This window comes from Novosphingobium barchaimii LL02, from assembly GCF_001046635.1.
Lineage (GTDB): Bacteria > Pseudomonadota > Alphaproteobacteria > Sphingomonadales > Sphingomonadaceae > Novosphingobium > Novosphingobium barchaimii.
Genome location: NZ_KQ130456.1, coordinates 19,883 through 31,575, shown reverse-complemented (window position 1 = coordinate 31,575; position 11,693 = coordinate 19,883). Strand labels below are relative to the sequence as shown.

Annotated in this window: 14 protein-coding genes, 1 tRNA gene and 1 pseudogene; 12 read left to right on the top strand and 4 right to left on the bottom strand. The window is 60.3% G+C overall.

Annotated elements, in window-relative coordinates:
- Nucleotides 1–214 precede the first annotated feature (214 nt).
- The 7 genes from V474_RS16885 to V474_RS16855 all read left to right on the top strand — a co-directional run bounded on the left by V474_RS16885 (nt 215) and on the right by V474_RS16855 (nt 5,208).
- Nucleotides 215–1,090 (top strand): tyrosine-type recombinase/integrase, encoded by an 876-nt coding sequence (locus V474_RS16885; protein ID WP_059152618.1) that lies wholly within the window; start codon nt 215–217, stop codon nt 1,088–1,090.
- The gene (locus tag V474_RS25040; RefSeq protein WP_082058011.1) at nt 1,051–1,455 is read left to right on the top strand and encodes a transposase; all 405 of its coding nucleotides are present in this window, start codon (nt 1,051–1,053) and stop codon (nt 1,453–1,455) included. Before V474_RS16885 ends, V474_RS25040 begins: the two co-directional genes overlap by 40 nt.
- On the top strand, nt 1,452–1,805 hold the full coding sequence (gene tnpB, locus V474_RS16875) for an IS66 family insertion sequence element accessory protein TnpB (RefSeq protein WP_043980823.1): 354 nt from the start codon (nt 1,452–1,454) through the stop codon (nt 1,803–1,805). The genes V474_RS25040 and tnpB overlap by 4 nt, the downstream gene beginning before the upstream one ends.
- A gap of 49 nt (nt 1,806–1,854) precedes the next feature.
- On the top strand, nt 1,855–3,414 hold the full coding sequence (gene tnpC, locus V474_RS16870) for an IS66 family transposase (protein WP_059150576.1): 1,560 nt from the start codon (nt 1,855–1,857) through the stop codon (nt 3,412–3,414).
- Nucleotides 3,411–3,992, top strand: a complete 582-nt coding sequence (locus tag V474_RS16865; protein WP_059150816.1) for a UPF0149 family protein — start codon at nt 3,411–3,413, stop codon at nt 3,990–3,992. Before tnpC ends, V474_RS16865 begins: the two co-directional genes overlap by 4 nt.
- Before the next feature lie 20 nt (nt 3,993–4,012).
- Nucleotides 4,013–4,522, top strand: a complete 510-nt coding sequence (locus tag V474_RS25035; RefSeq protein ID WP_082699844.1) for a tyrosine-type recombinase/integrase — start codon at nt 4,013–4,015, stop codon at nt 4,520–4,522.
- A gap of 323 nt (nt 4,523–4,845) precedes the next feature.
- Complete coding sequence (locus V474_RS16855; RefSeq protein ID WP_043973568.1) at nt 4,846–5,208, top strand: PRC-barrel domain-containing protein; 363 nt, start codon at nt 4,846–4,848, stop codon at nt 5,206–5,208.
- Between the two features lie 113 nt (nt 5,209–5,321).
- Here V474_RS16855 and V474_RS25030 read toward each other — a convergent pair.
- Nucleotides 5,322–5,632 (bottom strand): annotated as a pseudogene (locus V474_RS25030) (transposase); the annotation flags it as partial.
- Between the two features lie 79 nt (nt 5,633–5,711).
- Here V474_RS25030 and V474_RS25695 point away from each other — a divergent pair.
- The 5 genes from V474_RS25695 to V474_RS16835 all read left to right on the top strand — a co-directional run bounded on the left by V474_RS25695 (nt 5,712) and on the right by V474_RS16835 (nt 9,081).
- Nucleotides 5,712–5,798, top strand: a tRNA-Gln gene (locus V474_RS25695).
- A 497-nt stretch (nt 5,799–6,295) separates the two neighbouring features.
- The gene (locus tag V474_RS16850) at nt 6,296–6,613 is read left to right on the top strand and encodes an excalibur calcium-binding domain-containing protein (RefSeq protein ID WP_082699842.1); all 318 of its coding nucleotides are present in this window, start codon (nt 6,296–6,298) and stop codon (nt 6,611–6,613) included.
- A 258-nt stretch (nt 6,614–6,871) separates the two neighbouring features.
- The gene (locus V474_RS16845; protein WP_059152615.1) at nt 6,872–7,120 is read left to right on the top strand and encodes a helix-turn-helix domain-containing protein; all 249 of its coding nucleotides are present in this window, start codon (nt 6,872–6,874) and stop codon (nt 7,118–7,120) included.
- A gap of 3 nt (nt 7,121–7,123) precedes the next feature.
- Nucleotides 7,124–8,458 (top strand): type II toxin-antitoxin system HipA family toxin, encoded by a 1,335-nt coding sequence (locus tag V474_RS16840; protein ID WP_059152614.1) that lies wholly within the window; start codon nt 7,124–7,126, stop codon nt 8,456–8,458.
- Nucleotides 8,459–8,583: 125 nt separating this feature from the next.
- Nucleotides 8,584–9,081 carry a hypothetical protein gene (locus V474_RS16835; RefSeq protein ID WP_059152613.1) on the top strand — a complete coding sequence of 166 codons (498 nt, stop codon included), beginning with the start codon at nt 8,584–8,586 and terminating at the stop codon, nt 9,079–9,081.
- A gap of 90 nt (nt 9,082–9,171) precedes the next feature.
- On the opposite strand, the gene V474_RS26845 is transcribed toward V474_RS16835, so the two are convergent.
- The 3 genes from V474_RS26845 to V474_RS16820 all read right to left on the bottom strand — a co-directional run bounded on the left by V474_RS26845 (nt 9,172) and on the right by V474_RS16820 (nt 10,938).
- Entirely contained in the window at nt 9,172–9,306 is a 135-nt protein-coding gene (locus tag V474_RS26845) for a hypothetical protein (RefSeq protein WP_269085148.1), read from the bottom strand.
- Nucleotides 9,307–9,566: 260 nt separating this feature from the next.
- On the bottom strand, nt 9,567–10,088 hold the full coding sequence (locus V474_RS16825; protein ID WP_059152929.1) for a TPM domain-containing protein: 522 nt from the start codon (nt 10,086–10,088) through the stop codon (nt 9,567–9,569).
- A 415-nt stretch (nt 10,089–10,503) separates the two neighbouring features.
- Entirely contained in the window at nt 10,504–10,938 is a 435-nt protein-coding gene (locus tag V474_RS16820) for a hypothetical protein (protein ID WP_148649440.1), read from the bottom strand.
- Nucleotides 10,939–11,693 lie beyond the last annotated feature (755 nt).

The following is an 11,693-nucleotide window of genomic DNA, read 5'->3' as shown; positions in this document are numbered from 1 at the left end:
GCACCATTGACCCCTCCCAAAACGTCTCCCAAGGTTGAAAAAATGGCGGTTTTCTGCCATTTCTGAGCCTCAATAGTCTCGGAGCGTGTCAGGTAAAATCAGGGTATCCTGAACGAGTGGTGCCACGGGAGACCGGGAATTTGCCCCATCGGGCATCGAACCCGTGGCCACTTGCCTGCTGTCACGCTCCTCGACCCGTCGAGGAGAATCGCCAATGGCGCTTACGGAAATGCAGATCCGCCACCTCCAGCCTGCGGAGAAGGCCTACCGATGCAGCGATGGCCGGGGGCTCTATCTTGAAATCCACCCCGCAGGGTCGAAGCTCTGGCGCTTCAAGTACCGGTTCGCAGGAAAGCAGAAGCGTCTCGCGCTGGGGCGTTACCCGGACGTCGGCCTTGCCGGTACAAGGCGCAAGCTTGACGAGGCGAGAAGGCTTCTGGAGGCCGGGGAGGATCCGCTCGCGCTGCGCAAGCAGAAGAAGCTTATCGCCTCTTTCCATGCGGCTAACACTTTCGAGGACATTGCCAAGGAGTTCATCGAGCGAATGGTGGCCGAAGAGCGGGCCCAAGCGACCATCGTCAAGGCCAACTGGCTCCTCAGTCGGCTGAAACCGATAGCAAAGCGGCCCGTCGCCGATATCAAACCGCTCGAGATCATGGCCGTTCTCAAGGGGATCGAAGCGCAGGGCAAGCGGGAGACGGCCCACCGCTGCCGGTCATTTGCAAGCCGCATCTTTCGATACGCCGTGGCCACCGGCCGCGGAGAGAGTGACCCGACGTTTATTCTTCGCGGCGCCTTGATCACCCCAAAAGTAAAGCATCACGCGGCGCTGCTCGAGCCGGCACAGGTCGGTCAGTTGCTTCGGGATATTGATAAATACTCAGGCAACGCGTTGACCCGGCTTGCCATGCAGATCGCACCACACGTGATGACGCGGCCCGGTGAGCTGCGAAAAGCTGACTGGTCGGAGTGTAACCGCTGCACCCGCCCCACGTATTCCGAGAGCTTGCTGATGGTTAGGCTCGCCCGAGACGAGGAGGAGATCGGGCAATGTCGGATGAAATTGATGCAGGGTCAAACGGCGGTTTGACGTGTGCGTCGCACAGTACAACTGCGCGTTTGACCGTCAGTTTGCCGCCCGGACGTCGGCGCTACGAGCGTTGGCCGGATGACGTACGCGACCGCATTCTGGCTGAGAGCTTTGTGCCAGGAATGACTGTGGCGCAGGTCGCCCGCGATAACGGCGTCGGCCTTGGCCTTTTGCACTATTGGCGTCGGCAAGCGCGAGCAGCAGGAGCCGTCGAGGAATTGCGGTTCGTACCCGTCACGCTGGCTCAGGAGAAGCAACTCGAACCTGGCGGCTTGGAGTTGGTGGTACGAGACGTGACGGTTCGGATCATGGGCGCGGTCGAGATGGACCACCTGCGCGCGGTACTGGCGGCGATCCGGGAATGATCCCGATCGACGGAAGCGTACGGATCTTCGTGGCGACACAGCCGGTCGACTTCAGAGCCGGGATTAACCGATTGATGGGGCTGGTGACGCACGTGCTGGGGCATGATGCCTGCGCGGGCGATGTCTTCGTGTTCCGCAACAAGGGCGCGGATAAGGTGAAGTTGCTCCGTCATGACGGGTCAGGCGCGGTTATGGCGACGAAATGGCTCGACCGAGGAAGGTTTTACTGGCCTGCCGTGCAAGGCGGCACGATGGTCCTGAGCGGACCGCAATGCACGGCATTGCTGTCGGGTCTGGATTGGAAGAAACTGCCCGCACCCGAGGTGCGCAGACCCCTGATTTTTGGCTGATATCTGCGGTTTTCTGTGGCGACGAGGAGTCGGTGTGGTATAGTCAGGCATGCCCGCCCAAGCCGACGATCTCCCTGAAGATATGGAGCAAATGGCGGCTCTGGTGCGTGAACTGCAGGCAGAAAACGCCCAACTGCGCGCACTGCTCAAAGGCATGGCCCACCAGGCCTTCGGCAGCCGTTCAGAACGCGCCAGCGTCATCCTGGGTGATCAAGGTCTCCTTGATCTCGGCGACCTCGTAACCACGCCGGCTACCGCAGCCAACGACGATGGCGACGCCGAAGACAAGCCTGCCGTCGGTCGCCCACGCCGCAAGCGCGGCCTGATGGCACTGCCGGCCCATATCGAGCGCGTGGAGCGCGTGATTGATCCCGACACGCTGGATTGCCCCTGCTGCGCCGGCAAGCTCCACAGGATCGGCGAAGATGCCAGTGAGGCACTCGACTGGGTGCCGGCCATCGTTCGCGTCATCCGCACAGTGCGCCCTCGTTACGCCTGCCGGGAATGCCGGGAGGGCGTCGTTCAAGCGCCGGCGCCGCGCCGCGCGATCCCAGGCTCGATGGTCACTACCTCGACGCTGGCCTGGATGGCGACGGCGCGCTACGCCTGGTCGATCCCGCTCAATCGGCAGTTGCAGATGCTCGCAGGCCAGGGCGTCATCCTCGATCGGGCGTTACCGAGCCGCTGGATGCGTAAGATCGCATGGTGGGTGAAGGCGCTCTATGATCGCCTGCTTGCCTACATCCACAGCCAGTCCCGGATCTTCTGCGATGAGACCCGCATGCCGGTCCTCGAGAAAGGGCGAAGACGAACCCGCACGACACAGTTCTGGGCGCACGCTTGTGATGACGGACCGTGGTCAGGCCCGGCCCATCCGGCAGTGGTGTATATCCATGCTCGCGGACGGCGGCATGCCGAGGCGTTCGAACAACTCGCCCGCTACCAGGGCGTTATCCAGGTCGACGGCTATGGTGCCTACAAGGCGCTTGTGCGCGGTGGTCCGGGCCGAGGCAAGATCACACTCGCCTTCTGTCTTGCCCACGCCCGGCGCAAGTTCGTCGATGCCTTCCGCAAATCGCCATCGCCGGTGGCAGCGGCGATCCTTACCCTGATCGGTGAGGTCTACGCGATCGAGGCGCGTGTGCGCAAAGGCACCGCCGCACAGCGCCTCCAGGCTCGTCTCGCCGAAACCGCCGACGTCATGGCGAAGATCAAGGCGCAGATCGACATCATGCTTCCAGGTCTGTCGCCCAAGTCCGACCTGGCCAAGGCGATGCGCTACACGCTCAACCACTGGAAGGGGCTAACCCTGTTCCTGGAAGACGGCCGGATCGAGGTCGATACCAACACCGTCGAGCGCGGCATGAGAAATGTGGCCCAGGGCCGCAAGTCCAGCCTCTTCGCTGGTAGCGAGGAAGGAGCTCAGACCTGGGCCGTCATGGCATCGCTTCTCCAGACGGCTCGCCTGGGGGGCCTGGATCCCTACACCTGGCTGAATGACGTGCTGGAGCGTATCGTCACGGGCGCTGTGAAGATCAACGAACTGGACATCTTGCTCCCATGGAACTGGCGGCCGGCGGCAGAACCGGTAAAAGCGCTGGCGGCATGAACTTCAAACCTCGCACATCGCAGGGCCGGACCCTCTCGCTCGAACAGCTCGAGATATGGCTCGACGAGCTTGATCCCCCCGTAGCTGGCGTCTCATCGATCGACGGCTTCCTGGCCGCAGTCGCCGCAGGCCCCAGCGTCATTGACCCCGACGTATGGATTAAGAGCATCCTGCGCGAGCACGCTCTCAACGCGCGCTCGGCGCCTGCGCGCCGAACGATCCTCAAGCGGTATAACCGCATCTGCATCGAGCTTGCCGAGAAGCCCGAGGCGTACGCGCCGATCTACATGCGCACCGAGGAAGGCGAGGTACTGCTCGAGGACTTCGCCAACGGGTTCTTCACAGCCATGCATCTCGACATGGAGGCGTGGAAGCCCTTCATCGCCGACCCGCAGTTCGGCTACCCGCTCGCGGCACTGCTTGGCCACAGCACCATTACAGGTGGCCCGTCATGGATCGAACAACTGGGTGATCCGAGCGCCAATCTGGCACTAGTCGATACGTGGCGCATGGTCCCGCAAATCATCTCGCTGATCAATGACCAGTGCGCCTTCGCGCGCATGACGCCAGCAGCCTGATATAAATCCCGCCACCACCAATGCGTGGGACAGGATCAGCGGTTACGTCGGAGTTCAATCTCGAGCACGCAGTGTGGACGGTTCCTGCGGAACGAATGAAAATGCGACTTCCACACCGGGTGCCGCTTTCGCGCCAAGTGATAGGCTATCTGCGTGAATTGCAGAGTTTGACGGGAGCGACCGGAAACGTATTCCCGGCGTTTCATACATCGCGCCGGACAATGAGCGAGAACACCGTCAACAATGCATTCCGCCGCATGGGCTATGGCCCGAACGAAGTCACCGCGCATGGCCTCCGAACTACCGCCTCGACATTGCTCAACGAAAGCGGGCGGTGGAGCCCGGATGCGATCGAGCGCTCGCTTGCCCATATGGACACCAATGCGATCCGGGGAATCTACAATCGCGGGCTCTACTGGGGCGAGCGAACCGCCATGCATCAATGGTGGAGTGACTATCTTGATCAGCTTCGCGAAGGGGTTGAAGTCGAGCCGTTGACTGGGCACGCATATGACTTACGTCGTGCATAAACCTTGGATCTGATCCGGTGCCAGCTAGGTTAACGCGGTAGCCTTTCTTCGTCGAGGATTGATCGGCGGAAGCGAGCGTAGCGCCAGCAACAAAAGCGGCGCAACACGTCAAGTAACGTGAGGGCATGCGCTTGGCCGCGATCTCATCGCAGCGCGGCGGAAGCTCGCTCGGCAGCATTGCTTTTCATTCGAACGCCTCGCGCGATGCTCGCGGAACGGTGTGAGGCGTTAGGTGTTAAACCCACGCCGTCCTTGTTCGTGGGACGGCGTATACCTGACCTTTACCGCATTGCCAGCGGAAGCACGGCCACAAGGAGCTATCGATGACAGAAGTATCAGCAGCAACGCCGACCCTCGTTGAAGCGGATACTTCAGGGCTGAAGGTGCGTTCGCGCGACGGCGATAACCTTGGTCACATCAAGGCGTTCATGGTCGACAAGCGTTCAGGGCAATCGACGTTCGCGGTTCTGAGCCTAGGAGGCTTCCTGGGGTTCAACAAGAGCTTCTACCCCGTACCCTTCGACGTGCTGGCCTATGATGCGGCCGGGGACGATTACATTGTCACGATTGACCGCCGAGTGCTTGAAGGCGGCCCCAGTTGGGCAAACAACGCTCCCGAGTTCAATCAAGCCTACGCGGATCGTGTATCGAGCTATTACGGTACTGCGCCGACGCAGATCGGCTGAGGGTTATGGTTCGTATCTGATATCTGCCCCGCAGAGTCACCCACGTACGCACATTGCCCGCTGTTCTCATTTGCGGCTGGCTGAATCGTCAGCTTCGCTATCTGTCGTTTCGTGGCCTTTGCCGCTTGACCATCATGGCTTTGCCCGGCGGTCAGGCGCAACCGGATCGGGAGGCCTTGCCCACCGACCAGCGCGTGGATTTTAGTCGTGAGCCCGCCTTTCGCCATCGAGTGAAGCGATTGTAGCAGGTGGTGCGCGGACCATATCGTTGAGGCAGGTTGCGCCAGGGCGCACCGGACCGAAGCGCCCAAAAAATGCCGTTCAGCACGCGGCGATCATCAACGCGGGGCACGCCTCACGGCTTATTAGGTAGCATTGGCTCAACCACCCGCCATTCGAAGTCGGTCAAATCATATCGGCTCATGCCGAACCTGAATCAGCTCCCAACCGCCAAGGAAGGGAGTTTGGTAGCCGCATGCCCAACTTCGCGTTAAACCGCCGGGGCCAGCGTGACGGAATTGGTAGACGTATCACCACAGTGATCCTGAGCCTTGAGGCTTAGGTGCGGGTTCGATCCCCTGCCGCTGGCGTCCCATTTACGGGTTCACGACCAGACAGCTAGTTCTGTAGAGGGCGGTGGTCTGGCGGCAGCAACGGATTCGTGCGACCAGTGGTATCGACGAAAAAAGGGCAACTTCAAAAGAAGCGGCCCTTGATGAGTGGCGGTCCCACGGAGGGGGTGGGGAAGCGGGACCTTCAGATTCCAGCCCTTTGCAGGGCGTTCGATACAGGAACAGCGCTGCGCTGGTTTCGTTCCCGCCTTGCGCTGACCAACCAGTCGCTGGTCGCTGCGCTTGACTGGCCGAGAATCCCATCGCTTCGCGGGCGTCGTTTAATTCGAGGCGCAAATGGAGTGCTTCATCTTCCAGCGCTTCAATGCGCGCTGCGTCATGAGGTCATTCTGGATCGGCTGCCTGCTTGTTTGCGGCGAAGCGGCTTTCATCACGGATCCGTGGCCATTTGAATCGCACTCACATCAGCGGCTTCTCAGCTCGACATTGCAGATCGTTCATCGCAGTTTGGGGCAATGAGGATCAGGGGGGGTTCATCGGCGCTGGTCTGTGTGCTGGCGCCGTTCGCGGCCGACGCCCATCCGGGCGGCCTCGATGCGGCAGGCTGTCATAACAACCGCAAGACCGGCGACTATCACTGCCATCGAGGCAGTGGAGGCCGCGGCCCGGCTCCTTCCTCGCGCCCGCAGCGAGCACTGGCGGGTGAAACCTATTACCCGGACTGCGCTGTTGCCCGGGCAGCCGGCGCCGCGGCGTTGCGACGGGGAGATCCCGGGTATCGTGCCCGACTCGACCGCGACAACGATGGCCGGGCTTGCGAATACTCGCGGTGAATATTGGAGCGAGCGGGTCGCTTTGATGCAGTTTTGGTCTGACGAGCTGGAACGTCTTCGTGATGAAGCTAATATCCTCAAGCCCAACTTTGCAACGCGGAACCGTCCAGACGCGGCCTGACATGACGGAGTGATTTGGAAAATCATAACCTAAGGGGTATATCTGGAACTTAATCCCTACAGGGTATATCTCTTGATAATACCTTGTAGGGTATATATAATGAATATACCTTTTGGGTTATAGGTGGAGCAGTGCTCATGGAACAAGTGGTACGGCTTGCCAGCCAACTAGGCGCTCTGCTTCAGACGGAGCGACGGCGTCGATCCATGAGCCAGACAGACCTTGCGAGCAAAGTTGGGACGCATCAAAAGACGATTTCTGCCATCGAAAACGGAAGTGAGGGAGTGAAGCTCGAGACGCTTTTAGGGATCATAGCTGCTCTGGATCTGGATATGCAGATCGTACCGCGCCGTAAGGTTGGCAAATCGATCGAGGATATTTTCTAGGCTATGGCGCGCAAGAAAAGCCATGCTCCTCTAGATGTCCTGATCAACGGGCGTCTTGTCGGCCGTCTTGAAAAGGCCGCCAATGGTGCGACCTCCTTTCATTACGTAGCAGAATGGCTTCAATGGGAGCACCGGTTCGCGGTATCGATGTCCCTGCCGCTGCGCCTGGATGCATACCGCGGCGCAGAGGTCGCCGCCGTCTTCGATAATCTCCTGCCGGATCGCGATGCCGTGCGAAGGCGTGTTGCAGAGCGGATGGGGGCGCAAGGTACAGACTATTACAGCTTGCTGCAGGCAATTGGACGCGACTGCGTCGGCGCGATGCAGTTCATTCCCGAGGGAGCGGATCTGGATACGGCTAGACCAATTGAGGCCCAGGACATCAGCGATGCGGAGATAGAGGCCATGCTGGCGGACCTCGCCAGCGCTCCTCTGGGCGTCGACCGTGAACAGGAATTCCGGATATCGGTGGCAGGCGCGCAGGAGAAGACCGCGCTGCTGCTGAGGGATGGGCGCTGGTGTCGACCGCTAGGCACCACTCCGACCACACATATCCTCAAACCGCAGCTCGGCCAGATTCCGACGTCTGAGGGCATGATCGACATGTCCGACAGCGTTGACAACGAGCACTATTGTCTGAAGCTGATGGAAGCCTTCGGGCTGAAAGTGGCGTCGACCGAGATAATGACATTTGGGCAACGGCGCGTCCTCGTCGTAGAGCGGTTTGATCGGCGCTGGCGCGATGGTAGCCGCATTCTGCGCCTCCCTCAGGAAGATTGCTGTCAGGCGATCGGAATTCCACCAACGCGCAAATACCAGAGCGATGGTGGGCCAGGCATGCGGCAGATCCTCGAATTGCTCCGGGGTACCAATGATCCGCAAAGCGACCAGGCCGCCTTCTTCAAGAGTCAGATACTGTTCTGGCTCATGGGCGCGACGGACGGGCACGCAAAGAATTTCAGCATTTTCCTCGAGCCGGGAGGCGGGTTCCGATCGACGCCATTCTATGACGTCCTGTCGGCCCAGCCAACGTTCGATAAGGGCCAGATCGCCCAAAATCAGTTCCGCATCGCAATGTCGGCGGGCAAGAGCCGCCATTACCGGATGTTGGAAATAATGGGGCGACATTTTGTGCAGAGTGGCAAAGCTGCAGGCCTCAGTGCGAAACTGATGTCCGACAGTATCACGGAGCTTCTGGATATTGCGGGCAATGCCCCGGAAAAGGCATTGTCGGTCATGCCCGAAGACTTTTCCGCCGGGGTGCACGAAAGCATCTCAGCTGCATTGACAGCGCGATTGCCGCGACTGGCCAGTTCCATGGCAGATCTTGGTGAATGATAGCGGTATGCAGTGAGGCTGCCTGGGCAATCGGTTGGCCCCGGGCCTGCTGAGCCGATATGCCGAGGCATTCGTGGAACTCGGCGGCGTCGAACCACGATCCAACTCGAAAGCGTAAGTATCATATGGCATTCTTCGACACCGGCGGTCCGGATGGGCTGCTTCCCGTTGCCGATATCGAGCGAATGGAGCGTGGGTGGGTCTCGCGATCCTCAGGTGAGCATCATTCGGCTGTCGTGGCCATGAAGAGCGGGAAGACGATCGAAGTCGAAGACGCGGTGATCGATCAGATCCTCAAGCTTCAGTCACAGCTCATCCCTGTTGCTGACGGCCATGCGCTCGTGGCCTTCTGCTACTTTCCCGGCACATCCGACCCTGGTCCTTGGATGGAACAGCGCAATATCCTTGCGTGGCGAACTTCGGTTCATGGCGCTCTGGAGCCGGTTGTCCTGGACGAACACTTTGCCTTCATGGAAGCAGATAACGCTGTCTTGTTCCCGGACGGGAAGGTCGAAGCCCGCGATCGTCCCTACGATTCCATAGATCACTGGATGAAAGAGATGAAGGACCTGGTGGATGCTGCAACCACGCTGGCCGCGAGGAAAGGCAGCACGATCCAGTGACAGCGCTGTTCCGGCGCATGTGCAGCCCCGCTGATGCAGCAGCCACGCCCGGTAAGCGATCAGTAGCTAATCTGACGTCGGTACCCGCTGTCAGGCGGGCGCCGGACCGTCGAAGAGGTCGTCGCCACGATCCCGGGGCGGCTTCGGACGACGTTCTTTTCTCGCGACGCCTTCGGCGGTCAGGATGTCGTACGCGTCAACGAACCTCTGGAACTGCGCTACCATTTCGTCGGGGCTGACAAGTGGGAGGTCCGACGAGATGACTCGCTGCGAGACGTTCAAGCGGTTGGTGCGGCGCTGTTCGATCTGGATACTTACGGCCGCATCATCGCACGTTGCACGTCGGGCGGCGCCGATCTGTCATGCCAGCAGATCGAGGACGGCCATGCCGTCCGGCGTTACGGGTCCATCTCGTGCTGACGGCGGCAGCGGTCAGATCATCGAATGATCGCGCCATCCTGCCTTTGCCGTCACATAGGTCGCGGCTAGGGCGAGGGCGCTGCCATCAGGTGCCGCGCGAGCGAAGCGACGCCCGCTTTCGCTCCGGCGGGCAGGTCACCGGCCTTGAAGTGCGGCAAGATGTCGTTCTGGATGATTTCTAGGCAAACATCGTCGGGAAGGCTCTTTTCCAGACCGTAGCCTACGGCGATACGCACCTTGCGTTCGTTCGGCGCGATCATCAGTACAACGCCGTCGTTATGGTCCTTGCGGCCGACACCCCACGCATTGGCAAGCCTAGTCGTGAATGTCGAAATGTCCTCGCCGCCCAGAGAGGGTGTCGTTGCGACGACCATCTGGTGCTTGGTCGAACGCTCGAGCGCCGCAAGCCTCGCAGTGATCGCGTCCTCCGCTCCCGGAGGAATGATGTTTGCGGCGTCCGTAACCCTGCCCGTCAGGGGTATCGCGGCCATGGTCGACGCAGAGCCCGTCCGTTCGGCAGCTGGCTGGGTGTTGCACCCGGCCAGCAGGAGTGACAGCCCAAGTGCGAATTTGAGGATCGTCGACACCTGGTTGTGTGTCGCTGCTGGCTTCGCGTCCGTCAATGCGCCGCGTGAAGAAGGCGCCGAGACATTTTCGCAGGGAGGCTGAAGGCGGGGCCGGCACTCTAAAGCTGCGTGTCGTGCTGCGTTTTCCGCGTGCTGGCCTGGTGCAGGTCAATAGCACTTCATCGCGGGTAAAAGGGCTGGCCATCAAGAAAGAGTGATTGGACGAGCGCCGATTTGGCCGGTTGCGAGGATTTACGAAAAAGCGCCAGTCGGGGCCCACGTTCGGCGATGCAGAGTAGATCGATGTTCTGGCAAGATCGATCCGGCGCGCTGGCCAAGTGTCTTTGTTACCCGGTTGTCAGGCAGTCTTTGTCTGGTGCGGAGGGAAGCGCTAGGCACCGAATAGGGGATATTGGCGCGGTGCGGGACAGCCGGCTCATGATCCGCACGCTGCTTTGTGAAGGACGTAGCTGGCGAATGGTTTTTCAACGCCTTTCCGGTCGCGAGCTGCGATTTGCCATGTCAGGCGATCTCCCGAGATGCGCCACCGGTTTACAAAGGCATCGTCGGGATACTGGTAGGTGATCTCAAATCCATCCGCGCCGCCGATGCCGCGCCCCGGCGCTGCGAAAGCGCCGCCGAAACTATCCGCCCAATATCCGACAATCTGATCGGCTTCTGACTCAGACTGTTTGCCAGTTCCCCCGAAGACCAGGTGGGCCGAATATTGATCCTTGGGATCGGCGATTGCGCTGCTCACAGCCTCGATAGCCAGCATAGCATCCTGCACGATGAGGTAGGCGTTCACGGCTAATGCGACCGGTTTGCCCGTCACGTCCCCGCTGCCTTCCCAGCAGCCTTCGAGGGCCATCACGGAACGCGGTATCGGCGAGGCTGCTTGCTCCGCACAATGGGCGTCGCTCGACGCGGCCAACGATACAATAACGGCACAGCAAAACTTAGCGAACATCGATCCCCCCGATTCCCACCCTGTTTAGAAAGCGACCACACGGAAGCAAGGAAGGTCTTAATAGAATTAATCATGCTGCTCGGCGCGCGAAAGGCAGAATGGTCGTGCCGCCGGCTGCGACTATCGGCCGGGAGCGGACGTGCCAACCGTTCGCCTGGCTATTTTCAGCTTTTTCAAATTGCCAGAAGCTTCCGGACGTTAGAGGTCTTTATCGACTCTGTTACAAGGTTAGGCTGCCGAGTTAGCCCCGCGACTCTGGCTCTGATCACGAGTCGCGCCGGTCGCCCGTTCCCGAAGTGTCGGCGACCCGTTCCTGAAGGTTCGAAGCTGTCGTTCCCGTAGGATCGACGAAGTGTTCCGGATGTATCGATGCAAGGTGCGGCTAGCGTTCCTGAAGTGTCGAACCCACGCAAATCGGGGAAAAATATGGCTTGGCTGCGTTCTCCCCTTGCCGAATCACGTTCATTTTCGAAGCGGCTGCGAATCGGTGGTCGCAAGGTTTGGTACGATACGAGGCGAGACGCGACACTTCAGGAACGCCTGCGAAATGCGAGACTCGCCGGGTTAAGGCGAGTCGGGTTCAGCCAAGGCCTCCGCTCCGACCGCTTCCTCTCGCCCGTGGCCAAAACTGCGGTGAGTACGGTCCACGCTGGCAC

Bases quoted from the DNA above. Each gene is read 5' to 3' on its own strand.
- V474_RS16885 (WP_059152618.1), top strand. From the start codon at position 215: ATGGCGCTTACGGAAATGCAGATCCGCCACCTCCAGCCTGCGGAGAAG.
- V474_RS25040 (WP_082058011.1), top strand. From the start codon at position 1,051: ATGTCGGATGAAATTGATGCAGGGTCAAACGGCGGTTTGACGTGTGCG.
- tnpB (WP_043980823.1), top strand. From the start codon at position 1,452: ATGATCCCGATCGACGGAAGCGTACGGATCTTCGTGGCGACACAGCCG.
- tnpC (WP_059150576.1), top strand. From the start codon at position 1,855: ATGCCCGCCCAAGCCGACGATCTCCCTGAAGATATGGAGCAAATGGCG.
- V474_RS16865 (WP_059150816.1), top strand. From the start codon at position 3,411: ATGAACTTCAAACCTCGCACATCGCAGGGCCGGACCCTCTCGCTCGAA.
- V474_RS25035 (WP_082699844.1), top strand. From the start codon at position 4,013: ATGCGTGGGACAGGATCAGCGGTTACGTCGGAGTTCAATCTCGAGCAC.
- V474_RS16855 (WP_043973568.1), top strand. From the start codon at position 4,846: ATGACAGAAGTATCAGCAGCAACGCCGACCCTCGTTGAAGCGGATACT.
- V474_RS16850 (WP_082699842.1), top strand. From the start codon at position 6,296: ATGAGGATCAGGGGGGGTTCATCGGCGCTGGTCTGTGTGCTGGCGCCG.
- V474_RS16845 (WP_059152615.1), top strand. From the start codon at position 6,872: ATGGAACAAGTGGTACGGCTTGCCAGCCAACTAGGCGCTCTGCTTCAG.
- V474_RS16840 (WP_059152614.1), top strand. From the start codon at position 7,124: ATGGCGCGCAAGAAAAGCCATGCTCCTCTAGATGTCCTGATCAACGGG.
- V474_RS16835 (WP_059152613.1), top strand. From the start codon at position 8,584: ATGGCATTCTTCGACACCGGCGGTCCGGATGGGCTGCTTCCCGTTGCC.
- V474_RS26845 (WP_269085148.1), bottom strand. From the start codon at position 9,306: ATGGTAGCGCAGTTCCAGAGGTTCGTTGACGCGTACGACATCCTGACC.
- V474_RS16820 (WP_148649440.1), bottom strand. From the start codon at position 10,938: ATGGCCCTCGAAGGCTGCTGGGAAGGCAGCGGGGACGTGACGGGCAAA.